The organism is Mucilaginibacter sp. L196 (genome assembly GCF_009765905.1).
Taxonomy (GTDB): domain Bacteria; phylum Bacteroidota; class Bacteroidia; order Sphingobacteriales; family Sphingobacteriaceae; genus Mucilaginibacter.
The window spans coordinates 812,695-839,395 of the sequence record NZ_LMUO01000009.1; the positions used below are offsets into that span (position 1 = coordinate 812,695).

Sequence of the window (26,701 nt, forward strand, 5' to 3'; positions counted from 1 at the left end):
AAAGGATGCCTCCTGAAAAATCACCACCATTTATCTTCACTTTTACTTTAAATAAAATTGTATAACTAACAACTTGAGTTAATTAGAGATTAGTTGGGTGGCGGCGACTTTCTAACTGATAATTACTCACTCCGACATCGCTTCGCTGGTCGACCCTCGCTTTCGCTGCACGACAAAGAGGGTAAAAATACTCTAATCTCTTAATGATCCGTCGTAGTAATATCAGAATGGATCTTCATGGGTACTTTCATGCCACCGGGAATTTTAGGGTTGTCCTGGATGTCGATAGTTCCTGATACATCCTGTTTTAGTTTTTCTTCGATCACCCAGCCTGTTTTTTTATCTGCTTTGATGTCAGATGTTAGCGTACCGCTCAGATCGTACTTTACCGGCATGCCGTTTATCTGGCTTACTTTGCCATCACTGGCTGAAGTAATTTTGGCGTCGCCATGTATTTGGTAATAAGTATCTGTTATATCCTGCAACTGGTAGGTTGTCGAGATATTAGCCGCCATTACAGATTGCAGCGTAGTATTTATTACCCAGGAATCGCCTTTTGATACTTTAACTGACGGATAGATAGCCAAAGTTTGCTCCAGGTTACCTTTAAATGCGCTTTCGCCGAATGACTGCATAAACTGGGCTTTCATTTGCGTTTTTTGCGTTTCATCCATTTGTGGCATGCCTGCAAATATGGAAGTGATGATACCTTCGATATTCTTTACTTCCAGCACACGGCCTGATTTGGTAATGGTTACAGAAAAGGGTTTGTTAATCATAGCTGATAAGAATCTGGATGACATATCAGTACTATCCTTTTTGTCGGAGTTCATTTCAACCGTACCGTTTGGCGATACTATTTTCATAGTGATATTGGCATAGCTTACCTGCATGGTGTAAATGGTATCCTTAACATCGGTAATGTTATAGGCGGTTTTGGATGACATATCTACCGCTACCGTTACATCCTGCCCGTTATAGCTTTGGAGTATTGATGAGGTTACCGTGCTAACGGTGTAATAGGTGTTGCCTTTTACCAGGTTTAAAACCGGCTTTACTTTTTGTGCCTCACATGGCGCAAGTATAATTATCGATAGTAAAAAGCTTAATAAAATTTTCATGAAAATAGATGGATTTAAATTTATTGTTTTTGACTTGATATATGAATGCTTCTTTTGAGATGCAGCATTACTCTACATAATACTTTTGTTCAACCTTTACGGTGCCTCCGCTGTTATCGGTTTTGATGTAAACGTGAACAGTGTACAAGAAATTATCAAAAATGTAGATATGATTGAACTGATCCGCTCCCTGGAAACTCTTTTTTAATTCTGCGGATTTTACCTGGTCTATAAGTTCGAGGATATATTTTGTATTAGTGCTGGTGTAAGTAACAATGTGTAATACAAGCGGGGTGCTTGTTTTAATACCATCGCCCATGACTACGCTTTCACACTTTGAGGCTGCCGTTGTACCTACATAGTGCCTTAGCATTAACCCATTTACATCCTGACTGTACTCCTGCTTAAATGGCTTGCCTGTGGTTAGAAAATAGTTGGCATCGGTCATGTTAATGGTAGCGAGGTTGGTTAGGTCGGACATGGAAACGCTTTGCGCACGGGAAGCCACCGCACTTGAGCATAAAATCAGCATTACCAATAGCTTTTTCATTGTATCAAATATATATTATTTTTTGAGAAATTGGGGAGAGGTGTTAGGTGGGTACGAAGAGTGAGTTGCGGAGTGTTAGAAGATTGCATTTTCGCTCGACCACCCTCTTCCGCAAGCAGTAGAGAGGGAGGGGGGAAGGAAGAGCCTTGATTCCTGACTCTTCCCTCTTGATTCTAACACTACCGCCTTATAAATTCAAAACCACCATTAGGCGCCAACCGCATAATCGTCGACGGGTTTTTGATCTCCATGCTATGCTGATCAATATCCACCACATAATCAACCCCATCGATGATTTCCTGGTCTATCTGCGAAAAATATTGAGGTGATGCCTTGCCGCTGATATTGGCCGAGGTGGATACCAAAGGTTTTTTCATACGCTGTATCAACTGCTCGCAAAATTGGTGTTTAACTATACGTACGCCAACGCTGCCATCGCTGTTAATAATAGCTGGCGAAATATTTCTAGCACCTGGCATTACAAGCGTCAACGGATTTTCGGCAAACTCAATCAGGTCGTAAGCAACATCCGGAACCTCGGCAATATAGCTTTGCAGCTTGTTATCTGTATCTAACAAAATAATCATGCTTTTGGCTTCATCGCGCTGTTTCAGGCGATAGATCTTTTGTATGGCTTCGGTATTGGTAGCATCGCAGCCAATACCCCAAATGGTGTCGGTAGGATAGAGGATGATACCGCCGTCCTGTATAATTTTAAATGCTTTGGCAACTTCGTCTTTAAGCATGTTATAAGCTTTTATATAATTGCATCAGCTGGTTGGCCAGCTTAGCGTCTTCAAAATTAAGGGAATATTCTTTGCCTTTGGTAATCATTTTTTTCCTAAGCTGTTCGTTGCTTATCACCGCGTTAAGTTTATCCGCCAAATCAATAGGATCATTCGGATCAACATACGCGCTGCTATCGCCCCCGGCTTCCTCCAAACATGACCCTTTAGCCGCGATAACGGGCGTGCCACAAGTAATGGCTTCTAAAACAGGTATCCCAAAACCCTCATATCTTGATGGATAAACAAAAATCTTAGCCAGCTGGTAAATAGCAGGCAGATCGGCAAACTCCACACCGTGCAAAAAAATAACCCGGTTACTCAGGTTATTGGTTGATAGGTATTCCTTAACCAGTTTTAAATATTTGGTAGACTTACCCACCACAACCAAAGGAATCTCATTCTCAATAGTTGGCAAAGCTTTTACAAGCAACAATAAGTTTTTACGCTCTTCAATAGTGCCAACGCTTAAAATAAAATCGGCAGGCAAGTTATATTTTTCGGCGACTGCTTTTTTTTGCTCCGCAGATTGTTCGATCTTGAAAATCGGGTCGCAGCCCTGGTAAATTACCTTAATCTTGGTGGGATCCACATTAAGTAATTCAACCAAATCGTCTTTTGTTTTTTTGCTGATCGCGATGATTTTATCAGTCACAGCGCAAGCTTTGGTAACCTTTAAACGGTAAATACTGCGACTAACCCTGCCAAACTGCTCCGGGAAACGCATAAAGATAAGATCATGTACCGTAACCACTGATTTAATCCCACTTTCGCCAATTCCTATTGGTAATTCGTGACTCAAGCCATGATAAATATCGATAGCATCTCGCTGCAAATCTTCCACAATACCCTTACTGCGCCACCACGATTTGATAAGCTTACCAACAGGGGTAACCGTTTTAATATTGCTGAATTGTTGCAGGAAATTAAGCCTTGGATTTGGCTTTACCTTTGGAGTATACAGGTAATAGGTATTCTCAGGATGATGTTGCGCCAGCGCCTTAACCAACCACCGGCTGTAATTACCTAGCCCGGTATTGTTTAAAAAAGCACGTTTGGCATCGTATCCTATTTTCATTGTTTCATTATAATTCCCCTCTTGAGAGAGGGGGAGCGCAAGGCTTGTGAAACAGGAGGGCTGTGTTATGCAAGCGAATAACACACCCCTACACCCCTCTCAAGAGGGGAATCGCACAGGCCTTAGCCTATCTCCAATCTATCTATACTGCTACATTATTCACCCGCAAAGCATCATTTAATGATGTTTTTTTGTCGGTTGATTCCTTGCGTTTACCTATGATCAGGGCACATGGCACATGGTATACGCCACCGGGGAATTCTTTAGGGTATGAGCCCGGTATCACTACCGATCTTGCAGGCACTATGCCTTTATATTCAATTGGTGTTTCGTGGGTAACATCAATAATTTTGGTTGATGCGGTTAATACCACGTTAGCACCCAATACTACTTCTGATTCTAAGTGCACACCTTCAACCACAATAGCCCTTGAGCCTAAAAAGCAGTTGTCCTCAATAATAACCGGTGCAGCTTGTACAGGTTCTAAAACACCGCCAATACCAACACCACCACTCAAGTGACAATGTTTGCCGATCTGCGCGCATGAACCCACGGTTGCCCAGGTATCAACCATTGTACCTTCATCAACATAAGCGCCAATGTTTACGTACGATGGCATCATAATAACCCCTTTAGCTAAAAATGCGCCGTAACGGGCAATACCATGAGGAACTACACGAACACCTTTTTCTTTATAATCGGTTTTTAGCTTCATTTTATCATGGAAAACAAAAGGGCCAACCTTTATTTCTTCCATGTTCCTGAGTGGGAAATATAAAATAACCGCTTTTTTTATCCACTCATTTACATGCCAGCGGCCGCCGATGCTTGGTTCAGCAACGCGCATCTCGCCGTTGTTCAGGCGCTCAATTATGGTTTCAACAGCAGTAGCGTAATCGTTATTTTGTAAAAGAGACCTGTCTTCCCAGGCATCTTCAATTAGTTTTCTAAGGTCTTGCATCAGTAAATTATATATTTTGGCAAATTAAAGGAATTTTAACGAAAATGAGAACCGCTGATTCAGATTGATGCTTACAGATGAACCATTCCTTATGAAAAAATCAGTTAACCGTAAAACTTACTTCCCTAACGCCTTTTATTTTGCGCAGGTCTTCAATTATCACCAATAGGTTTCCTTTATCTAATGATACTTTTTGAATCATAATTTTCATATCATCCAAATCTTCCTCAAGCGATGGCGATAGGCTGATCTGCGTATATTTCATGCCGTGATCTTTAAACACCGTTTCAATATTCTCCAGGCTTACTTGCTTCCGTTCAAGTACTAGCGTAACGCCATTAAACTTGTTTTTATTGAAAAACTTGGTTTCCACAGACTTCATCAACGCCAATATCACAAACACGATGGCGGTTGTGAGGCATGCGGCAAAGTATAAACCGCCACCACAAGCCAGGCCAATGGCGGCTACCGTCCACAAGCCTGCGGCTGTAGTTAGGCCACGTACCACCTCCCGTCGCAAAAATAATATCGTTCCCGCACCCAAAAATCCTATGCCGCTAACCACTTGCGCCGCTACCCGCGAAGGATCAAGCACGATGCCCGGATGGTTCACCACATCGCCAAAACCAAACATGGATACGATCATAATCAGTGCCGAGCCAACACAAACCAGCATATGAGTGCGCAGGCCTGCCGCCCACTCGTGCCGTTGCCGCTCGCTGCCTACTATGCTGCCCAATATGGCAGCAATGGCCAACCGGATAGTTATTTCCTCTATTGAGATCATGTACAGTTAATAAAACCTCATCGCTTTTTGTTTTATTAATGTTAATGGATAAATATGCTATAAAAAGCTATACCCCAACGAAAGTGTATAAACGTTGTTTTCTGCAGTGCCAGTGTCAGGTTTATACACATTGGTTAAGCCATGCTCAAAGCCCACATTAAATGATAGCCCGTTTTTTAAGGCTAAGCCAAATAAAGCACCCAGGCCAAAATCAAAACGGCGTAATCCGTTATCGCCGCCAAAAGTAAGTGGGGTATCCTGTTCTGTTACTTGTGTATTGTCATTTGGGGTTGTTTCAGTTTTTAATTTAGCAGATAAACAATAAGCCAGATAAGGCCCGCCACCAATAAAAAATTTACCATATTTCACAGGCATATTGTATAATACGTTTACAGGCAATTCCAGGTAATTATAAACAGTATTATCGTGCACCTTAATTGAAGCAGAACCTGAACCATAACTAGAGCCTTGGGTTGTATAATAAGGTACATCAATTAATGTCTCATTAACTCTCTGGCCTTTTGTGGTGTAAAATAGCCCCGGCTCTATAGATACTTTTCCAAAATCTATATCACCAAAAATACCTGCATGAAAACCGGTCAGCCTTACATCATCTTCACCTGTTACACTTTTTGAACTGAGTATTGATTCATTTAAACCACCGCTAATGCCATATTTTACAGTTTGCGCGAACGCCGGGCTAATAGCTGCGATTAAAAACAGAGAAAGGAATATTTTTTTCATGATTGGTTTGGGTTATTGAATTTGTTTATAATAAGATATTACGAAACAAATAAAAGAAACGCTACATATATAGCTATATTTCTTTAAAGTGTTAATTTGAAATTTAGCTATTTCAACCCAAAGAGGCGTGAAATATCATTTGGGCGATTCTTGAAAATGGGTTAATATATTCACTCATTTGTCACATTGTCACATTGGCAGTAATCCAATTGTGGCAAGCAATTTGAATAGTATATATTTGTATAACAAAATTTAAAAAAGGAAATATCATGGCATTAGAAATAACAGATGCAAACTTTGAGGAGCTTGTATTAAAAGCAGACAAACCAGTATTAATTGACTTTTGGGCCGAATGGTGTGGTCCTTGTCGCATGGTTGGCCCTGTTGTTGAAGAAATTGCAAAAGAATATGAAGGCAAAGCTATTGTTGGCAAAGTAAATGTTGACAACAACCCAGGTATATCAATGAAATTCGGTATCCGTAATATCCCCGCTTTATTGTATTTTAAAAACGGCGAAATTGTAGACAAACAAATTGGCGCAGTGCCAAAATCAATACTTGCCGGTAAATTAACCGCGCAATTATAATATATAGAAGCAATATAATTTATTGTGAAAAAGCGTTACATAACCTGTAACGCTTTTTTTATGGCCCCATCAGGGATTCCACTGATTAACAGAAAGATTTTAGAAAGATAAAGTCTAAGTCTCCCCTACCGGGGGAGATTTAGAGGGGGCTAAATAATAATTTTTATATTTATATAATGTCGCGCCTAACTAACGATCAGCAAATACGGCAATTAGCCAACCTCGAACTGCTTGCCCGCCAGGTGGTTGAAGGCTTTGTTACCGGCTTGCACCAAAGTCCGTTTCACGGGTTTTCGGTAGAGTTTGCCGAGCATCGCCTGTACAACAACGGCGAATCAGTAAAAAATATCGACTGGAAACTACTTGCCCGTACCGATAAATTGTTTGTTAAGCAGTTTGAGGAAGAAACCAACCTGCGTTGTTTCCTGCTGTTGGATACCTCATCATCCATGAATTTCCCTGAGAAAGGAACCAGCAAACTGGAGTTTTCTATTTACGCAGCGGCATCGCTCATGTACCTGTTCAAAAAACAGCGGGATGCATTCGGGTTATGCCTGTTTTCGGATAAGATCGATTGGATCAGTGCCGCTAAATCAACAGGCTCGCATCTTTTTTATTTGTATGCGCAACTGGAAAAAGCATATAACGAACCCAAAGAAAATACTACGACCGACATAACGGGCGTACTGCATCACATCGCGCAGGAAATCCATCAGCGTTCAATGGTTATTATTTTTAGCGATATGCTGGAGAATGGAATGAATGATGAAAAATTGCAAGCGTTGTTCGCGGCCATTCAGCATTTAAAATACAACAAGCACGAGGTAGTTATTTTTAATGTGACTGATAAACAAAAGGAGCTCGATTTTAATTTCGATAACCGCCCACACCACTTTATTGATATGGAAAGCGGCGAAAATATAAAAGTACATCCCGGAAAAATACGAGATGCCTACCGCGAATCGTTACAACATTACCGTCACCAAATAGAATTAAAGTGCGCCCAATATAAAATTGATATAGTTGACGCCAATATTGATGAAGGCTACCACCAAATTTTAAAGCAATATCTGGTTAAACGAAACAAGATGATATAAGTCTGATTAAAGAATAAACAAATAAATACGTAGGTTTAATTAATGTAAGAAACTGTCTGAAAATGCTTTAATGTTGTTTATATAAACACAAAAACAAAGCGTCATTGCGAGGTACGAAGAAATCTCTATGTTATACAGAGAAAACTTACAAGTCCGACCTACCTATGTAGAGATTGCTTCGTACCTCGCAATGACGATTACTTATCATTTTTAAACAGTTACTAACTATACCCGGTACAATTTTAAATTGCTGAAATCAATTTAGCAGTATTAGTGTTAAAGAATAAAGAAGTTTTTTCTATGAGATTATCCGTTGAGCGAAAACCAATCAGAATATATCCCGATCCCAAACGTGTTATTGCAAGGTTCTTTTTTAATGGTAACGAACGTGCTAAGGAGGTTATCCAGCGGGTAATGACCATCAGCGAGGATGAAGCATTTGGCATCATCTCACCATTTTTGCAGGAATATTCCAAACGCCACCGTAATATAACCCGGGTTTTAAATCGTCATTGCAGCAAACTAAAACCTCTTATTGCCGAGCTGAAGATTGATTATGATACACTCACGGTATATCGTAAATTATTGATCGGTTCTTATTTCACACATGAATACTCTATCGAGTCGGCTGCGTTTTTCAATCCATCTATTATTCAAGATCCGGATCAAAGCGAACTAAAAGACGGGGAAATGCGGGTAATTATCAGCTTTAGGGCAGTGGGCGAGGGGCACATTTCGTCAATCACTTTCCGTCGTGCGCTGATCGATAAAAATAACGACATTACCGTAATGCCTGCCGGTAGCTATATTGACGAGGCCGAGATTGTACGTAATGCGGTTTACAATAAAAAGCTGTTTTTTGATAAAGCGGTATCAACCCAAATAAATATTGATGTTTTAAAAGAGGTGGAGGGCAAGCTCGATCATCATTTTGAATATTCAAACCTGCGTAGCATCATCATCGATTCGCAAAAACTGCAGGAAGATGATATGAAGAAACTGGAATACGACAAGGTTTTATGGCTTGCGGATTCTTACTACGAGATTGTTTTTTCGCTGGATACCGATATATCCGATCGTGTCATCTTCCCAATTTCCGAATATGAGCGTAAAGGTATTGAGGATGCCCGTTTTGTGGAGTTTAAGCACGAGGATGGAACATCAGTTTATTATGCAACTTACACTGCATATGATGGTGCGCTGATTATGCCAAAGCTGCTGCAAACCAACGATTTTTATAACTTTAAAATAATGCCTTTATATGGTGATGGTGCGCAGAATAAAAACCTGGCCCTGTTTCCGCGTAAGGTAAACGGTAAATATGTGATGATCTCGAGGATTGATGGTTGCAATAACTACATCATGTACTCCGATAAGATCAACATCTGGGAAAAACCTGTTTTACTGCAACAACCAAAGTTTACCTGGGAGTTTATCCAGATAGGCAATTGCGGATCGCCGATTGAAACTGAATTTGGCTGGCTGATGATAACCCACGGCGTTGGCCCTATGCGCCGCTACGTTTTGGGTGCGAGCTTATTGAAACTGGATGACCCTGCTATCGAGATAGGCCGTTTAAAAGAACCTTTGTTGATACCTAACAGTGATGAGCGCGAAGGTTATGTACCAAACGTACTATACTCCTGCGGATCAATAGTACACAACGGTAAACTGATCATTCCTTACGGTATATCTGATTCATCAACCGGTTTTGCCGAGATTGACCTAAATGAGCTGTTGAACAAACTGTTACAGGATGGATCATCAATCTCTCACCAGGAAATTACAGAAAAGAAAGAATTGGTAAACTAAGTAGTTGATTCTGCCGCTGAAAGTCTTTTGGCTTTTTGCGGCTCAATGATAAAAAAGTACATCAACACACCAACTAAAATAATGCCTGCTGCACCTGCAATAAATGGCCACGGGCTGGTAAATAATATAAATAGCCATATAATTATACCAATTATTGCAGGTAAGGGAAATAACTTCATTTTATAAGGTCTTTCTTCTTTCGGCTTGCTCCAATGCCAGTATAATACGCCTGTTGATTGCCCAACAAATTGTACTATAATACGCATAGTAAGTATGGCAATAATTACATCTGTTAACTTAAATAGCAGGCTGAAAATAAATCCCAAACCGCCCATAAACAATAATGAGACATTAGGGAAATTCTTTTTAGGATGGACTTTGGCAAATATTTTGAAAAAATTTCCATCAACTGCTGCGGCATAAGGGATACGTGAATAACCCAGCATCACCGCAAATAATGATGAACTGGCAATAATTAAAATGAGCCCTGTTGCTAATTTGGCTATAAATGGATTGTATAATTGTTGGAAATATGTGCTTATAATAAAATTAGATGAAGCGATCTGCTGCCATGGCATGGCTCCTGAAATCATTATCTGCATGCCTAAATATAATATAGCAATGCCCGCAACCGAGAGGAATATACTGCGTGGAATATTGATCTCAGGATTTTTAATTTCGCCACCTAAATGGCAAACGTTATAATAACCTAAATAGGAATACACCGTTTTTAGGGATGCCTGCCCAAGCCCTACAAAAAATAGTGGAGTAAAATCTAAGGCATCTTTACTGAATGAAAATGCCAACTGTGGATTAAAATGCCTGAATCCTGAACCAATCAGCCATATAAAAGTACCTCCTGTTATTATAGATAGTAAAACGGATATTTTACCTATACTTTTTATATTACGGTAAAGTAGTATGGTTACTAATATTACCAATGCCCCGCTTACAATTTTTTGCTGTATTGGGGTTAATGCAACCAGGTAAGTTAAATATTTTGAAAAGCCGATAGCCGCGCTGGCAACTACCAATGGTGCTTGTATAAGTGTTTGCCATACTAACAGAAACGACATCATTTTGCCGAATCTGTTATCATATATTTTTTGCAGAAAAACGTAACTACCACCTGCCATTGGCCATTTTGCGCCCAATTCTGCCCATACCGAACCATCTAAAAAAGCAAGCAAAGCACCCAGCACCCAGGCTAAAATACATTGTGGCCCCCGCATAGCACCAACTATTAAAGGTAGGGTAATGAACGGGCCAATGCCCACCATATCAATCATATTGATGGCGCTGGCCTGTGTTAGTGATAACCCACGCTCAAGGGTCGACGTAGTTTCAGCCATTGTACTTTTTGAAGTTTTTTAGGCAGGTAAGGTATAATTTTTAGGTCAGTTATTTTAGCTGTAAATGTGAAATGATACCGTTCCGACAATTTAGGGTAAAAGGTAAGGCCTTGGGTGATCTAAATTGAACTTAAACCAGTGGCATTAAAGCAAAATGTTATTGCGAGGAACGAAGCAATCTCACGTAGAAAAGGATTATACATAGTTCGCGATTGCTTCGTACCTCGCAATGACAATAGTTTTATCATTTTTAAACAGCTTCTGAATTAGAGATTTACGAAGTTTTTAAAACTTCGTAAATCTGGCAGGGCTCAATACCTTTTTATACAAATCAAAATAATCATCCACCATCTTCTCGCTAGAAAACTTGGACTTTGCCCAATCACTGCAATCAATCCGTTTTATATTTTTTAAGTTCGATACTGCTTCAACAGCCTCATCAATGGTATTCACTAAAAACCCTGTCTTTTCAGCTTGTATCAATTCCGGCATCGATCCCCTGTTAAAAGCAATAACGGGTGTACCACAAAGCATCGCCTCGGCAACACTCATCCCGAAGGGTTCATTAAAATTGATAGGATGTAATAACGCTGTCGCTTTGCCTAATAATTCGTTCCTTTTTTCTGGTCCAGCGTGGCCAATGTATTGGATCTGTTCATTTAAATAAGGCTTAACCCTTTCGCGATAGTAGTTCTCATCCTGAATAATACCAGCTATTAACAATTTACGCTTACTTTTTTGTGCGATCTCAATAGCCTCAGCACAACCCTTATCATAATGTATCCTGCCGAAGTATAATAAGTAATCATCAGGTTGCTCCACAAAATCAAAATCTTCAACATTCAAACCATTATAAACTGTAGCGAGATAATCTAATTCCGGACTCCTATCAGCGTTACTAATAGAAACATAATGGCCTATCGAATTATACTTTTTATAAACAGGTATGATCTTCTGCGATGAAAAACCATGTATGGTAGTTATTACCGGCGTTTTTATCAAGCCTGAATAGGTAAGCGGCAAAAAATCGAAGTTATTATGAATGAGATCAAAATCGCCAGCCTTCTCCATCAAATTACTGATGTGTAGGCATTCCAAAACCTTGGCGTCCTGCGTGCGGTCTTCTTCATAACCCTGCGCGCAAACTGAATCCAATTCGCCTGAAGTAATCGAATCCCCGGTAGCGAAAAGCGTTACTTCAACGCCTTTTTTAACCATGCCTTCGGCAATGTTTGATGCGATTTGCTCCCATGGCCCGTAATGCCTGGGCGGTGTACGCCAGGCAACGGGTGATAATACAGCGATCTTCATCTTAGCAGATCTCCAGTTTTTGGCTTACCTTATTGTATTCGTATTCAAGCTCAAAGGCTTTCAATACAGTAAGGTGCGAAATAAGATATGCTAAAGTACTTTCGGCACCCTGGTTACGGTTGATGCCAGTTGGCAGCAAGCCATCGCAGCAGCCTTTTGTTTCATGATCGTATAACGGTGCGCGCAGGGTGTTTTCGCCCATAAACCATTTGTAGCACAGGAACATTTTCTCGATATATTCCGGTTTGCGGAAAATTTGATATGCCTGAAAGTGCATCAACACCATAGCCATAGTTTCAATAGCCTGCTGATCATAAACAGGGAACTTGCCACCTTTATAATACCAGCCATCGTTACCAACCGGACTTAAGTATCCATTCGATAAGGTAAGTTTATCCAAAAACGCCATTGATTCCAATGCTATTTCTTTGGCTCTTTCATTGCCGGTTATTTCAGCAGAATGCAAAAGCGCTAATGGCAATATCGCATTATCATAAGTCATTTTTTCTTCAAACCAATGCCAGTCGGTATCACGGTGATGTTCGTAAGAGTCAATCAGCGGTTTCGTTAATTCAGCTAATTCGTTTACCATGCCTTCATCCGTAGGGAATACTTGTAAATAAAGACTAATACCTATTATCGTATTACCCATTCCCCTCAAATGCTTCAAAGCCTTAAAATGTGGAAATGATCGCTGGAATATCTCTAAAGCAAACTCCCTGTAGGAATTACTTGCCGCGCAGCTGATTAAATGCCCCAACGCCCAAATGGTACGGCCAAAGGAATCCTCAGAGCCAACCTCATCCAAATATTGCCTGCTAAAACTCAGGAAATTACGGAAGTTGCCATCCTCTGTTTGCATGTAGTGAATGTAGCTTAGGTATACAGGTAACAGTTCAAATGCTTCCTGACTTTTATTACGCTGATAAGCCATTAAGGCCATTATTAACGCACGCGCGTTATCATCAAGGCAATAACCTTCTTTTAAATTGGGGATGCCATATTTAGCGTGTTGCACTATACCGGTATCATCCGTTAAGCGTCTAACATGGGTAAGGCTGAATTTTGGCAACACCTCCGGGTCAACAATGCTGTTACGCAAAATCTTGTCGCTAAAGTCATGCGTACGGCACGATTCCTGGGCAACTTTAATAAATTCGGCACCGGTAACCGGCCATCGTAGGTGCAGGCCATATTCATAAGCGTTTTCTTTTAATTCGTTTAGTAATCTGTCCTGATCAAGCAATTCATTTACAATATCAGCCAGGGCGTCATCATCTTTAAAATCAAATAAGCGGCCACGGTTATCATCCAATAACTCAGTAGCATGCCAGTACGGAGTTGATACCACCGCTGCGCCCGACCCAATTGCATAAGATAATGTCCCGCTGGTAATTTGCGCTTCGTTTAAATAGGGTGTTACATAAATCTCGCAGGCAGTAAGGTAGTTAACAAGTTCTTCTTCTGATACGAACTTATTGATAAAGGCCAGGTTCTTTGATACACCTAGCTGCGCCGCGAGCGTTTTTAGGTGATCCCTGTATTCTTCGCCCGAATTTTTGATTACGCCGGGATGTGTGTTTCCTAATATCACATACATTACATCAGGATGTTTTTCTACTATCTTGGGCAGGGCTTTCACTACGGTTTCCAGGCCTTTGTTGCGGCTTATTAACCCAAAAGTTAACAGTACCCGGTGGTTTTTAAATTGCGGGAAGTTTTTAACCGGGTTATCTTCTGGGGCTTCCACATCAGGTACACCGTGCTCAATTATCTGTATCTTTTCAATCGGTATCTCATAAATGGTGGTTAAAAACTCAACCGCCCTTTTGCTCATCACAATTATTTTGGATGATTGCTCGGCAATTTCGCGGATAATAATGCGCTGTACATAGCTTGGTTCCCTTAAAATAGTATGCAGTATGGATATTAAAGGTTTCTCCAACCTGTTTATCAATGGCAATATATAAATACCGCTTTCGCCGCCATAAATACCAAATTCATGCTCCATTATGCAAACATCAGCGGTACTGGTATTAATATAATTGGCTGCGCGTATGTAATCTTTTTGGTGATCCTGGCGGATAATATATTTTACTTCCTCCGGGTATTCATACTCATGCAAATTTTCAGAATCATTCAATGCCACCACAAAACCACCCTCAAGCAAACTCTTTCTGTTAGGGAAATTGGCACTAACAGCATGCATTAAGTTATTATTAAAGGTCGCTATTCCGCATTCGCGGGGAGGGTAGGTTGAGATATATGCTATTTTCATAGATAGATAGAATGTATTTTTAGGTAGAAATATTAAAATAAATACGTTTTGTATGCAATTGCATACGTGATTGTGTGCAGTAACAGGTTTAAAGGCGCTTTTTAGCTCAATAATGCTCTTGCGTTGTACAGTTGCATAAATCATACCAATTTACCTGTAAATACTGGTTCATAATGTCACAATTTAATGCATTAAGGTTGTAAGTGTATTGAAAACAATTACTTAGGATAGTATGTTCTACTTAAACAATGAATTTTAAGCCGATACCCCATGTATAGTGATAAAATCACTGGAGCAAACATTAAAAACGCAAGGCTCTACAGAAACTACTCACAAGATTATCTTGCCAGTAAACTTAATATCTCCCAAAACGCTTACAGCAAACTCGAACTTGGTTATATCAGGGTAAAACTGGAAAGCTTACTTATTATTGCCGAAGTTTTAGAGGTGCCGCTCAGTAATTTAATTGATCCCCCTTTAATGCACCCTGATGTTGTAGCTATTAGCAAAATTGATATTGTACCCAAAATACTGAAAATCATTTGCTCTTCAACAGGCATGGGTTTTGCCGCCGTTGCCAGGGTTACCGAGGATAAATGGATCGCTTGCAGCGTATGCGATAAAATAGGTTTCGGCCTTGAGGCGGGCAGCGAATTAAACCTGGTAACAACTATTTGCAACCAGATACGCCAAAGTAGCAAAGCCGTGATAATTGATGATGTTAGCCAGGATGAATTTTATGCGCAGCATCCAATCCCGGCATTATATGGCTTTCAAAGTTATATCTCGGTACCTATTATGCGGCAGGATGGATCATTCTTTGGCACGCTTTGCGCTATCGACCCAAAACCTGCCAAAGTAAATAACCCCGAGACTATTGAACTTTTTACCTCATTTGCTGAGCTTATTTCTTTTCATTTAGATACCATTGAGAAAGAAGCATCTAAACTCAAGATGGCATAAGCTATTTGCTGCTTGTATTATTTTTAGCCAGCCATTCAGTATACTTCTTTTCTAAAAAATTGTAGCCATCTTTTCTGAATTCAGGTGTAGATATGGTAAAGTGGTCGCCGGGATAATATTGAAATACGAATGTTGAATTTAACTTCTTCATTTCTCCCTCAAGCATCACTACTGCGTAGTTAAGTAAAAAATTATCCTGCTTACCTACTGTTACACGTACTTTACCTTCCAAATCGGGCTTTATTTTGTCCCAGTTAGTGCGCAGATATAAGGATATATCGTAGTTTTTCCAATGTTGGAATACGTTACTATCAATCTCGCCGGTTTCGCTGTTGCAAATTCGCTCAGGCTCGCCATCTTTTCCTTTTTTGCTGAAAACAGCATCAAAAGAGTGCATTTGCTCGCCGCGATAAATAACATGCTCCATACGGTAACAGTCCTTCATATCAAACCATGGAAAAAAACCGGCGACAGTACCGGTAAGGTTTAAAGTGCTGTCTTTACCATAATACATGTTGCGGTCCTTATACAGGTCTATCCGCTGAAAGTTCCTGAAATCAACAGGGTCAGGTGAGCTCGACCAGCAACCATCAAACACCTTCGGGTAATGGGTTTGTAGCCATAAAACTGTCCAGCCGCCGCTGCTATGGCCTGTTAACAAGTGTGCCCCATTGCAGCGGTAGTTTTTCTCTAAGTAGGGGATAAATTCCGTTGTTAATGCATCACCCCAGGGGCCATTATTGTCGCTGTTTGCATAAACACAATGCCCAAGTGAGCAGTTTCCATCTAAATAAACGGTGATACAAGCGGTAGTATCAATCGGGGCGGATGGATTCGGGAAACCTGAAAAACGATGGTAATCGCCGCCATAACCAAATACCACAAACAACACCGGGAACTTTCTATTTGGTTCTGTATAATATTCTTTAGGCAACAGCACAGTGCCGTTAACGGTCATCGGTTTTTTCAAAAAGCTGCTTAATAATGCCGATGGGGCTTTTATTTCTTTTGCGTATTGCCTGTCTGTAAATGTTGGTTCAGGTACAACTTTGGTTGCAGTTAGGTTAAATATCCTACTGTAATCTTTTGTAATGTTTACTCTTTGGCTAACGCTATACAAGTTTCCGGGGCTTTCTGATATGGCCCTGCCGCCTAAATCGCGGTCCCATACGGCTTGTACATAATATTGACCACGCTCAATATCTGATAGGGGTACAGGGTATGCTGTTGCTTTATCATCAAAAACAATACTTTGACCCGGCCTAACATTTTTCACATACACAGAGAAACACGGAAAAATCTCTTCTCCTGCCGCTCCGCCCTTAGGTGTTTTATTATCTTTGGATAGATATAGCAAAACACGACCGGTAAAAGGTTTGTTAAAAATGCTATCGGCATAGCTTACCTTAAATTGTTGTGCAAAACTTTGGTTTATGATTCCCGCAAGAAGCAAAAAGCTGAATATCGTTTTTTTCATATTGTTTAAATAAGACAAGGTTATTTGTGGGTTGTTACACCGCGAAATAGCGTTTATAAAGCTACTGATTTTGGTATTTACTCTTGCAGATTTTTAATCTCGGTTTTGGTCGACCGTGAGAAATGTTATTGTTTCTGATCGTTAATGCTGTTCATTTAAAAATTTTGTCTATTTTAACAGTTTCAACCACACCTTATGGCCAAAAAATACTCCCTGATTATTTTATTAACTGTATCTGCACTATTGTGTAATGCCCAGGAAAAATTAACTGATAACATATTTCGCAAAAAGCTTGCTAACGGGCTCGAAATTTTGGTAATTGAGGATCACAGCGTGCCATTGGCAACAGTTGTTTTATCCTTTAAGGCTGGCGCTTTTACCGAACCCGATGGCATGAATGGCTTAACGTCACTATATCTGTCAATGCTTGGCAGGGGAAACAGGGATTATGTAAATCAACAGGATTTAGGCTATCATGCCGGAGGATTGGGCATGCAATTAAGAAATTCTACCACATCCGATGAATATGCAACTACCTATTTTACCCTGCCGGCTGCAAATCTGGTTAAGGGATTAAATTTCATGAATTCAGCCGTGAGGTATCCTAAAATGGATGAGGATGAACTGGAAAAGACAAAGGAGATTTGTAGCAACCAACAAAGCGAAACGGAATCAAATCCTTATTATGTACTTGGTGATTCTATCAGGAAGCATTTATGGGGCAGCCTGTATAGCCGGAAAAACCCGACCGGCGACCCTAGGGTAATAAATGCCGCTACACCAGCTACGCTTGATGTTATTAAAAAACGATATTTCTATCCAAACAACGCGATTATGATAGTTGGGGGGGATGTAGCACATGAAGTTGTTTTTAAAGAGATTGAACAGGTATATGGCGATTGGGCTCCGGCACCTTTTGATCCGTTTACCAAATGGCCTATTCCTGCTTTTGAACCGCTCAGGAAATCAACTTACACCATAGTGGAATCTAAACAAGCACATGTGCCTTATATCGCAATTTACTGGCAGGGTCCCGATACTCGTAATGATATAGCATCCACCTATACAGCCGATGTGTTTTCATACATCATCAATCAAAACTCATCAAAACTAAATAAAGCGCTCATACAATCGGGCCTGGCGTCCACTGTGCAAATTGGATACCTTACCTGTAAATATGTTGGGCCAATAAGTTTGTTTATAACCCCAAATCCGGATAAGATAAAAGAGTGTGTAGAGGAGGTTAAACGACAAATTGATTTGATGGACAGCGATGATTATTTTACAGAAGAGCAAATAGAAACCTCCAGAAGAATGCTTGAGATAGCAAACATAAGAGAAGAGGAAATAACCACCACATATGTGCATACCTTATCATATTGGTGGACTGCCGCTTCAATAAATTACACATTAGGTTATAACGATAACTTAAAGAAAGTAACAAAGGATGAACTTAAACGATATGTAGAGAAGTACATTAAAAACCGGCCATACAGCGCGGGGCTGCTAATTAATCCTGATTTAAGAGCTCAATCAAATGCAGACAGTTTCTTCAAATAAAATTATTCGAATTATGAAAAGATTATTACTAATCCTGGTTGTTTTAAGCGTTGGGTTTAATGAGTTATTAGCACAATCAACCACAACCTCGTTTACTGTTGACGGCATTAAGGTAATTTACAAGCCATCTGTAAAAAAGATTATTAACGTGAGGGTTTATTTTAGGGGAGGCGTTACCAATTACCCGATAATAAAAGCCGGGATTGAAAATTTCGCACTCGAAGCCACAACCCAATGTGGTACAAAAAAGTATGGCGCGAATGCGTTTAGAGATACTTGCGATAAATACGGTATTAAGATATCCGGTAATTCCAGTTATGATTGTGGATTTATCCAGCTTAATTGCATAGCTAAATACTTTAATACCGGTTGGGGCCTGTTTACAGATGCGGTAAATAATCCTGTATTTGATGCCGCGCAAATAGATTTGTTAAAAGGCAGGATGCTGTCATACATTAAAAATTATTATTCAACTGCTAATAATAACCTTTCTGATGTATTAATGAAGAGCGCCTTCGCCAATACGCCATACGCCATTAATCCAATCGGCACCGAACAAACTATTGCCGGTATTACAGCTGATGATTTAAAAGACTACTATAATAAAATATTGAATAAAAATCAGATGTTTATAGTAGTAGTAGGTAATATAACTAAGGACGAATTGTATGAGAAAATTTTAGTTGCCTTTAATAATATTAAATCTGCACCGTATACAACGCCTAATTTAACAACGCCATCATTAATTGATAATAAATTACTTAGCGAATCACAAGATCTGAAAACAAATTATGTTGGTGCAGTTATGAATGCTCCGGAATTTACCAGCCCTGATTTTGTACCATTCAGATTAGCTTTAAGTGGGCTTTCCGGTAATTTATATTCATATGTACGGTCAACACAAGGGCTTTCTTATGATCCGGGTGCAGGCGCGTTGCAATTACGTATGCCGGTAAGCATTATGACGGCCAGTACCACCAACCCGCAACAAGTAATGCTGGCGATGTTAACCGTATTAAAGCAAGTGCAAATAAGGGGTTATGATGATGAATGGCTGCAACATATAAAAAACACTTATATTACTACCAGTTATATAAATGAGCAAAGTACAGCCGAAATAACAAACAGCTTGGGCCGTGCAGAAATTTTAGGCAATTGGCAATATGACGATGATTTACCCCAATTAGTTAATATGGTAACCGTTGAACAGCTTAATAATGCTATTAATTATTACATAAAAGGCCTTAGATGGGGTTACGTAGGTAACCTGGATGTGATTGCCGGGTTTAAACCACCTGTTTATTGATTATGTATACAGCCTTATCGCATTGTTGATTTTATTGGTTACACTCTAACTGCATAGTAATACAATGGGAATAGTGAGTTTAAACAACCCATTATTCCCAGTGTGCATCAAAAAATGTGTCATTAAAAAATAACCTTTATCCTCTTTTTTACATCAACAGCAATATTTTATCTAAACTTGCATAAAAAACCGGTATTCATGGACGAAGACTTCCTATGGCAATTGTTAAATAAACAGCAAAACTCGGCTGCCGTACCTTCTAATAAAACAATTACCAGGTGGGCGTTGCAAGTAATACGATTGCTATATCCCGAGCAGTCGAAACATATATTTTTATCGATACAGCAGTTAGAAGAAAAATTTGAAAAGCTTAAAGCAGAGCTTTGCAACATTATGAATGCTACTAAAGCCTGCTGCAATTGTGATAACGAAAAGCTTGCTGAAGCATTTTTCAATGAGTTGCCCGAGATATACCGGGTGCTAAATACCGATATAGACGCCATTTTTAAAGGTGATCCCGCTGCTATTAGCGAATTTGAGGTTATACGTACTTATCCGGGTTTCTTCGCCATTTCTTTTTATCGGTTAGCGCATTTGCTTTACAAATATGAGATCCCGGTTTTGCCAAGGATACTTACCGAGCATGCGCATTCAAAAACAGGTATTGATATTCACCCTGCTGCGGTTATTGATGAATATTTTTACATCGATCATGGTACAGGAACGGTAATTGGTGAAACTACACAGATAGGTAAACATGTAAAACTATATCAGGGTGTAACATTAGGGGCGTTAAGTGTTGCTAAAAGTATGGCAAATACCAAGCGGCACCCAACTGTAGAGGATAATGTAGTTATCTATTCTGGCGCTACCATTTTAGGTGGCGAAACAATCATAGGGCATGATAGCGTAATCGGTGGTAACGTATGGTTAACTGCCAGTGTGTCGCCAAATTCACGGGTATTTCATGATCCTACAATAAGAGTTTCAATTAAAGCAGATTAACATGGCTGGTATATTAGATTTAATAGGCAACACACCTCTGGTTGAAATAAAACGGTTGAACCCGAACCCAAACGTTAAAATATTTGGTAAGCTGGAGGGTAATAACCCCGGCGGAAGCGTAAAAGACCGCGCCGCGCTAAACATGATTAAAAGCGCTTTGGAGCGTGGGGATATTAAACCCGGGGTTAAGCTTATTGAAGCCACCAGCGGTAATACAGGCATAGCGTTGGCTTTAATAGCTTCATTATTTGGTTTAGAGATTGAGCTGGTATTACCGGCAAACTCTACCCGCGAACGTACCTTAACCATGGAGGCATTCGGTGCGAAAGTTACCCTGCTAAAGGATATTGAGGTTTGCCGCGACTACGCCGAAGAAAAAGCAGCTGGCGATGATTATTTTATGCTGAACCAGTTTGCTAACCATGATAATTACATGGCCCACTACAAAACCACCGGCCCTGAGATTTGGCGTGATACTAATCAGGAGATAACGCATTTTGTAAGCGCCATGGGCACCACCGGTACAATTATGGGTTGTTCTAAATATCTAAAAGAAGTTAACCCGGATATACAAATAGTAGGTTGCCAGCCAATTGAAGGTTCATCCATACCCGGCATACGCAGGTGGCCCGAAGCTTATCTGCCTAAAATATTCGACCCAAAAAGAGTTGACCGAGTGATGGATATATCAGAAGAAGAAGCAACTTTAATGGCCCGAAGAATGGCTAAAGAAGAAGGCATCTTTGCCGGGATGAGCAGCGGTGGAGCTTTATCCGCCTCTATAAAATTAGCACAGGAATTAACCAGCGGCACGATAATTTTTATCTGCTGTGATAGGGGTGACCGATACTTAAGCAGTAATTTGTTTGGTTAAATTCTGTATTTAAGCAGCCAACAAATAAAAGCTACCGTCATTGCGAGGAACGAAGCAATCTCTATACTTTACAGGGCGGTTCTGTAGGTTCAATACCTTTCTAATCGCTTGCCTATGTAGAGATTGCTTCGTTCCTCGCAATGACGCTTTGTTTGTGCTTGCCTATTAATTAGCCGGAATCTTATACACCACCGCATTTACATTTACCCCTGCGCCAACTGCCGCGAAAACCATCATCTTACCGGGAGTGAATCCCTGGCCTTCAAATTGACCACGTTCAATAAGATCATATAAAGTAGGTAAAGTAGCAACAGAGCTATTGCCAAGCCACGCAATAGTCATAGGCATAATATCAATTGATGGCGATTTAATATCGTAAAGCTCAAATAATTGTTTAAGCACAGCCTCATCCATTTTGTTATTAGCCTGGTGGATAAGTAGCTTGTCCATATCTTCTATTGATAAACCTGCTTTAGTGATACACTCTTTAATAGCACCCGGAACAATCTTCAACACGTGTTCATAAAGCTTGCGCCCCTGCATTTTTAAAAATAGCCTGTCGCCGGTATATTCCGGATGGGCAGATTTGCACATTTTTAACACATAAGTCAGCTCATTAGCATATGATTTTGTGGCATGCGATATTATACCAACAGGTTCTTCACTTTCGGTAGCGGCTAAAATAACAGCCCCGGCACCATCGGCATAAATCATGCTATCACGGTCATGTGGGTCGCAAATACGCGATAATGTCTCCGCACCAATAATCAACACTCTTTTGGCATCTCCCGAACGGATATAACCATCAGCCTGTATCACTCCCTGCAACCATCCGGCGCAGCCAAAAGGTAAATCGTAAGCAACAGTATCAGGGTTAGTAATCCCCAATTGATTTTTTACCCTTGACGCTAAAGCCGGTACCATATCGGTATATGAATTACCAATGCTAACATCGCCAAAATTATGTGCTACAATAATATAGTCCAGTGTTTCCGGGTCAATTTTTGATGCTGTTAAAGCTTCACGCGCAGCCAGGGAAGCAATATCAGAAGTAAGCAGGTCATCAGTTACATATCGACGTTCCTGTATACCCGTAATTTGCTCAAACTGATCGATGATGATCTGGTTACTTTTGGTTAGTTTTAAACCATCAGGCCCATAAAATTCATTATTTATAAAGTCTGTATTCTTAACTATGCGTGTAGGGATATAACTCCCGCTTCCAATAATAATGGAATAATTTTTTTTGCTCAAAGTTTCTTGCTAATGGATGGTTCAATCTATCCGGATTGAGTGGGATCTTGTATGAAAGTACGTATATTAAACGGGATTTTGTGAATTTATTGGGTTGTTTTAAGTTATAAGTAAAACATTTATTAATTATCACAGTATTTATGACAAGCCTATTAAGAATAAATTAAAACATCAGCAACGGTAAACCTTGATCAACCCTACCATATTGATAAAATAGCCTATCAATATGAAAGTATTTATAAACCAGCAAACAGAGTTAGGAAATAGAAAGACGCTGTTTTACAGTTAGATAATTCAATTTAATCCAATATAAAATAACAGGCATCCTTTTAGTTGTTGCGTGTTGGCACTAACCTCATGAACCGTGGAGAATAAAATTAAGATATTGGCGAATGTTCTCGTCATTGATGATGAAAAAAACCTGGCATCCCTAATTGCAAGGACGCTGGAACTGGAAGGATTTAAAGTTTTTCAAACTAACACAGCTAAGGAAGGACTAAAAGTTTTAATGCTTGAGGAGATTCACGTAGTATTGAGCGATGTTAAACTACCCGATATTAATGGAGTTGAACTAGTAAAGCTTATAAAAGAGAAAAAGCCCTATGTTGAGGTGATTAGCCTCACAGCCTACGGCACCATAGCCGATGGAGTTTTGGCCATAAAAAATGGCGGCTTTGATTACATAACCAAAGGCGACGATAACCACAAAATAATCCCGCTCACTTATAAAGCTGCTGAAAAAGCGCAACTACAATTACGGGTTTTTAATTTAGAGGCACGTATAAGCGGTAAGTATAGTTTTGATAACATACTTGGCCGTTCAAAAGCTATTTTGGATGCGGTAGAGATCGCCAAAAAAGTAGCACCTACGGATACAACCGTGTTATTGCTTGGCGAAACCGGTACAGGCAAAGAGGTATTTGCCGAAGCAATCCATTATGATAGTCCCCGCCATTTGCAGCCTTTTGTTGCGGTTAATTGCAGTAGCTTTCCGCCCGATTTATTGGAAAGTGAGTTATTCGGCTACAAGGCCGGATCATTCACGGGTGCGGTAAAAGACAAGAAAGGCTTATTTGAAGAGGCCAACAATGGCACCATTTTTTTAGATGAAATAGGCGAAATGAGTCTGGAGCTGCAAGCCAAACTACTGCGCGTATTGGAAAGCCGTAGTTTTATTAAAATAGGGGATACGCAAACCACAAAAGTAAATATCCGAATACTGGCAGCAACCAACCGTGACTTGCAACAGGAAGCTGAAGAAGGACGATTTAGGTTAGACCTGTTTTACCGATTATCTGTATTCACCATCAACCTGCCATCGCTAAATGATCGCAAGGCCGATATTGAATTACTGGCCAAACATTACCTGAAGCAATTTAGCGCTAAAGTAAATATGCGTATTGAGCGCATGAGCGATGAGTTTATATACATGCTCACCCAACACACCTGGAAAGGTAATGTGCGGGAATTGAAAAACGTAATTGAGCGGGTAGTGATACTGGCTGAAAATGGTGTGATCAGTTCCGACTTGTTACCGGTAGAATTCAAAACAGCTCATGTTGAAAAAGATGCGCTCGACCTGGAATCTATCGAAAAACAACATATCTATAAAGTGTTAAACCATACCCATGGTAATAAAACCGAAGCAGCAAGGTTATTGGCCATTGGTTTAACCACCCTTTACCGCAAACTCGATCAATACAAAATAGTGTAATAACCCTACCATTACGGTAAAAGACCCTTCCATTTTGGTAGGGTCTTTTTTGTTGGTGATATTTTGTTTTTAATTACTAACTGTATAATAGTTTGATTTAAAGGCTTTTGTACGTAAATTGTTTTTTGTGGCATCAGCTTGGTATATGCCCATATAAATAAAAAAACAAACATATTATGGATATCACACTCACCATCGTTTATCTGCTTGTATTTGTAGTCGTCTTCTGGCTCTTTTTCAAATCCGTTAATTACTTCGAAAAAATTTAAACACCATGATCGCATTATTCTTTGTAGCCATTGCAGTTTTCATATACATGGTATATGTACTGCTTAAACCCGAAAGATTTTAAACTATAAAAACCATGAATACAGAATACATAGGTATAATTTTTATGTACCTGGCCACCGTAGCGCTGGCCATACCACTTGGTAAATACATTGCCAAAGTATTTAAGGGCGAACACACCTGGCTTGATTTTATGGCCCCGGTGGAAAGGTTCATCTTTAAAATCGCAGGCATCGACCCTAACCGTGAGATGAACTGGAAACAACATTTAAAAGCATTATTAACCATTAACGTTATATGGTTATTTTATGCTTTCTTTTGCTTGTTGTTCCAATCGCATTTACCATTAAACCCTGATGGTAACCCGAACCAATCTCCTGATCTTGCTTTTAATACAGCATTAAGCTTTCTAACCAACACCAACCTTCAGGATTACTCAGGCGAATCACTTGCAACTTACTTTACACAACATTTTGTGTTTATGTTCCTGCATTTTGTTAGTGCCGCAACAGGTTTAGCTGCCATGATGGTAGTGTTTAAAGCAATGAAAGATAAGATTACCGACAAGCTTGGTAACTTCTGGGATTTCTTCCTGAAATCAATCACCCGTGTGTTATTACCTATCAGCTTTGTAGTAGCTATTATATTAGCTTTCAATGGCACACCAACCAGCTATAAAGGCAAGGTTGCAGTAATTGGACTACAAGGCGATACCGTGCACGTTTCGCGTGGACCGGTTGCTGCCATGGTTGCTATAAAGCAAGTTGGTTCAAACGGTGGTGGCTGGTTTGGCGTTAACTCCGCACATCCGCTTGAAAATCCAAACTACTTAACAAATATAGTTGAGAACATCAGCATTATATTAATTCCTATCGCTTTAGTATTCGCGTTAGGTTATTATCTAAATAAGAGGAAACTGGCCTTGGTTATTTTCGGGGTCATGACTATCGGCTTCCTGGCTATGCTATACCCGTCGGTGAATGCTGAAGTTGGCGGCAACCCTGCCATTGCACACATGGGGATTAGTCAGCCCGGCGGTTCAATGGAAGGCAAGGAAGTACGCTTCGGCGCTGCCGCTTCAGCTTACTGGGGCATTACTACTACTGTAACCTCAAATGGTTCAGTAAACTCCATGCATGATAGCATGATGCCGGTATCAGGTATGGCACAGATGTTTGATATGATGATCAACGCCTTTTATGGTGGTGTAGGTGTAGGTTTCCTTAACTTCTATATTTTCATCATCATCGCGGTATTTATTTCCGGCTTGATGGTTGGGCGAACACCTGAATTTATGGGGCGCAAAATTGAAGCCCGTGAAATGAAGATCGCTTCGCTGATAGCCTTGTTGCACCCATTTGTAATATTAGTAGGCACAGCCATAGCAACATATGTGCTGGTTCACTTTGCTGGTGCAGCTTGGGCAACTAAGCCATCTGCATGGTTAAATAACCCTGGCTTCCATGGTTTCTCCGAGATGTTGTATCAATACACATCCAGCGCGGCTAATAACGGTTCGGGCTATGCGGGGCTTACCGCCAACAATATATTCTGGAATGTAAGTACCGGCCTGGTTATCTTCATATCTCGCTTCCTGCCTATTATTGGCCCGGTTGCTATTGCAGGTATCTTAGCCAACAAAAAATTCGTACCAGAATCAGCAGGAACCTTAAAAACCGATACAGGCACTTTTGGGGTGATGGTATTAGCTGTAATAGTTATTGTTGCCGCGTTAGCCTTCTTCCCTGCTTTAACCTTAGGCCCAATAGCCGAACATTTCTCAATCAAATAATAGAT

The 26,701-nt window shown here is 40.2% G+C and carries 23 protein-coding genes; 11 read left to right on the top strand and 12 right to left on the bottom strand.

Going from position 1 to position 26,701, the window contains the following annotated elements; all coding sequences use genetic code 11:
• Positions 1–200 precede the first annotated feature (200 nt).
• The 7 genes from GSQ74_RS07080 to GSQ74_RS07110 form a co-directional block, all read right to left on the bottom strand.
• Positions 201–1,121 carry a DUF6263 family protein gene (locus tag GSQ74_RS07080; RefSeq protein ID WP_158991572.1) on the bottom strand — a complete coding sequence of 307 codons (921 nt, stop codon included), beginning with the start codon at positions 1,119–1,121 and terminating at the stop codon, positions 201–203.
• A 67-nt stretch (positions 1,122–1,188) separates the two neighbouring features.
• Positions 1,189–1,671 carry a hypothetical protein gene (locus tag GSQ74_RS07085; RefSeq protein ID WP_158991574.1) on the bottom strand — a complete coding sequence of 161 codons (483 nt, stop codon included), beginning with the start codon at positions 1,669–1,671 and terminating at the stop codon, positions 1,189–1,191.
• 179 nt (positions 1,672–1,850) lie between these two features.
• A complete protein-coding gene (locus GSQ74_RS07090; RefSeq protein ID WP_158991576.1) occupies positions 1,851–2,417 on the bottom strand; it encodes an L-threonylcarbamoyladenylate synthase in 567 nt (188 codons plus the stop codon).
• Position 2,418: 1 nt separating this feature from the next.
• Positions 2,419–3,534 carry a glycosyltransferase family 1 protein gene (locus tag GSQ74_RS07095; protein ID WP_158991578.1) on the bottom strand — a complete coding sequence of 372 codons (1,116 nt, stop codon included), beginning with the start codon at positions 3,532–3,534 and terminating at the stop codon, positions 2,419–2,421.
• 142 nt (positions 3,535–3,676) lie between these two features.
• Entirely contained in the window at positions 3,677–4,495 is an 819-nt protein-coding gene (locus tag GSQ74_RS07100; protein ID WP_158991580.1) for a 2,3,4,5-tetrahydropyridine-2,6-dicarboxylate N-succinyltransferase, read from the bottom strand.
• A 100-nt stretch (positions 4,496–4,595) separates the two neighbouring features.
• Positions 4,596–5,282 (bottom strand): MgtC/SapB family protein, encoded by a 687-nt coding sequence (locus GSQ74_RS07105; protein ID WP_158991582.1) that lies wholly within the window; start codon positions 5,280–5,282, stop codon positions 4,596–4,598.
• A gap of 57 nt (positions 5,283–5,339) precedes the next feature.
• Complete coding sequence (locus GSQ74_RS07110) at positions 5,340–6,026, bottom strand: porin family protein (RefSeq protein WP_158991584.1); 687 nt, start codon at positions 6,024–6,026, stop codon at positions 5,340–5,342.
• Positions 6,027–6,295: 269 nt separating this feature from the next.
• On the opposite strand from GSQ74_RS07110, the gene trxA reads away from it, so the two are divergent.
• The 3 genes from trxA to GSQ74_RS07125 all read left to right on the top strand — a co-directional run bounded on the left by trxA (position 6,296) and on the right by GSQ74_RS07125 (position 9,522).
• Complete coding sequence (trxA, locus tag GSQ74_RS07115) at positions 6,296–6,613, top strand: thioredoxin (RefSeq protein WP_158991586.1); 318 nt, start codon at positions 6,296–6,298, stop codon at positions 6,611–6,613.
• Positions 6,614–6,789: 176 nt separating this feature from the next.
• Positions 6,790–7,710 (top strand): DUF58 domain-containing protein, encoded by a 921-nt coding sequence (locus GSQ74_RS07120; protein ID WP_158991588.1) that lies wholly within the window; start codon positions 6,790–6,792, stop codon positions 7,708–7,710.
• A 300-nt stretch (positions 7,711–8,010) separates the two neighbouring features.
• Positions 8,011–9,522, top strand: coding sequence for a glycoside hydrolase family 130 protein (locus GSQ74_RS07125; RefSeq protein ID WP_158991590.1), 1,512 nt, complete (start codon positions 8,011–8,013; stop codon positions 9,520–9,522).
• Here GSQ74_RS07125 and GSQ74_RS07130 read toward each other — a convergent pair.
• From GSQ74_RS07130 to GSQ74_RS07140, 3 genes are all read right to left on the bottom strand, one after another.
• Positions 9,519–10,874: an APC family permease gene (locus GSQ74_RS07130; RefSeq protein WP_158991592.1), complete on the bottom strand. Its 1,356-nt coding sequence runs from the start codon at positions 10,872–10,874 to the stop codon at positions 9,519–9,521. The two genes, GSQ74_RS07125 and GSQ74_RS07130, sit on opposite strands and share 4 nt — an antisense overlap.
• Positions 10,875–11,159: 285 nt before the next feature.
• Entirely contained in the window at positions 11,160–12,185 is a 1,026-nt protein-coding gene (locus tag GSQ74_RS07135) for a glycosyltransferase family 4 protein (protein WP_158991594.1), read from the bottom strand.
• A gap of 1 nt (position 12,186) precedes the next feature.
• A complete protein-coding gene (locus GSQ74_RS07140) occupies positions 12,187–14,463 on the bottom strand; it encodes a glycosyltransferase family 4 protein (protein WP_158991596.1) in 2,277 nt (758 codons plus the stop codon).
• Positions 14,464–14,733: 270 nt separating this feature from the next.
• Between GSQ74_RS07140 and GSQ74_RS07145 the strand changes: the two genes are divergently transcribed.
• Positions 14,734–15,426 (top strand): GAF domain-containing protein, encoded by a 693-nt coding sequence (locus GSQ74_RS07145; RefSeq protein ID WP_158991598.1) that lies wholly within the window; start codon positions 14,734–14,736, stop codon positions 15,424–15,426.
• A gap of 1 nt (position 15,427) precedes the next feature.
• Here GSQ74_RS07145 and GSQ74_RS07150 read toward each other — a convergent pair whose 3' ends face one another.
• Positions 15,428–16,903 carry an alpha/beta hydrolase-fold protein gene (locus tag GSQ74_RS07150; protein WP_158991600.1) on the bottom strand — a complete coding sequence of 492 codons (1,476 nt, stop codon included), beginning with the start codon at positions 16,901–16,903 and terminating at the stop codon, positions 15,428–15,430.
• Between the two features lie 195 nt (positions 16,904–17,098).
• Between GSQ74_RS07150 and GSQ74_RS07155 the strand changes: the two genes are divergently transcribed.
• From GSQ74_RS07155 to cysM, 4 genes are all read left to right on the top strand, one after another.
• Positions 17,099–18,463, top strand: coding sequence for a pitrilysin family protein (locus GSQ74_RS07155; protein WP_158991602.1), 1,365 nt, complete (start codon positions 17,099–17,101; stop codon positions 18,461–18,463).
• Positions 18,464–18,476: 13 nt separating this feature from the next.
• Positions 18,477–19,769 (top strand): pitrilysin family protein, encoded by a 1,293-nt coding sequence (locus tag GSQ74_RS07160; RefSeq protein WP_158991604.1) that lies wholly within the window; start codon positions 18,477–18,479, stop codon positions 19,767–19,769.
• 198 nt (positions 19,770–19,967) lie between these two features.
• Positions 19,968–20,774 carry a serine O-acetyltransferase gene (locus GSQ74_RS07165; protein WP_158991606.1) on the top strand — a complete coding sequence of 269 codons (807 nt, stop codon included), beginning with the start codon at positions 19,968–19,970 and terminating at the stop codon, positions 20,772–20,774.
• A gap of 1 nt (position 20,775) precedes the next feature.
• A complete protein-coding gene (gene cysM, locus GSQ74_RS07170) occupies positions 20,776–21,648 on the top strand; it encodes a cysteine synthase CysM (RefSeq protein ID WP_158991608.1) in 873 nt (290 codons plus the stop codon).
• A 165-nt stretch (positions 21,649–21,813) separates the two neighbouring features.
• On the opposite strand, the gene GSQ74_RS07175 is transcribed toward cysM, so the two are convergent.
• A complete protein-coding gene (locus tag GSQ74_RS07175) occupies positions 21,814–22,902 on the bottom strand; it encodes a 3-oxoacyl-ACP synthase III family protein (RefSeq protein ID WP_158991610.1) in 1,089 nt (362 codons plus the stop codon).
• Between the two features lie 364 nt (positions 22,903–23,266).
• Between GSQ74_RS07175 and GSQ74_RS07180 the strand changes: the two genes are divergently transcribed.
• The 3 genes from GSQ74_RS07180 to kdpA all read left to right on the top strand — a co-directional run bounded on the left by GSQ74_RS07180 (position 23,267) and on the right by kdpA (position 26,696).
• Positions 23,267–24,616 (top strand): sigma-54-dependent transcriptional regulator, encoded by a 1,350-nt coding sequence (locus GSQ74_RS07180; RefSeq protein WP_371724289.1) that lies wholly within the window; start codon positions 23,267–23,269, stop codon positions 24,614–24,616.
• A 274-nt stretch (positions 24,617–24,890) separates the two neighbouring features.
• The gene (locus tag GSQ74_RS22970; protein WP_158991799.1) at positions 24,891–24,968 is read left to right on the top strand and encodes a potassium-transporting ATPase subunit F; all 78 of its coding nucleotides are present in this window, start codon (positions 24,891–24,893) and stop codon (positions 24,966–24,968) included.
• Positions 24,969–24,980: 12 nt separating this feature from the next.
• Entirely contained in the window at positions 24,981–26,696 is a 1,716-nt protein-coding gene (gene kdpA / locus GSQ74_RS07190) for a potassium-transporting ATPase subunit KdpA (RefSeq protein ID WP_158991612.1), read from the top strand.
• Positions 26,697–26,701 lie beyond the last annotated feature (5 nt).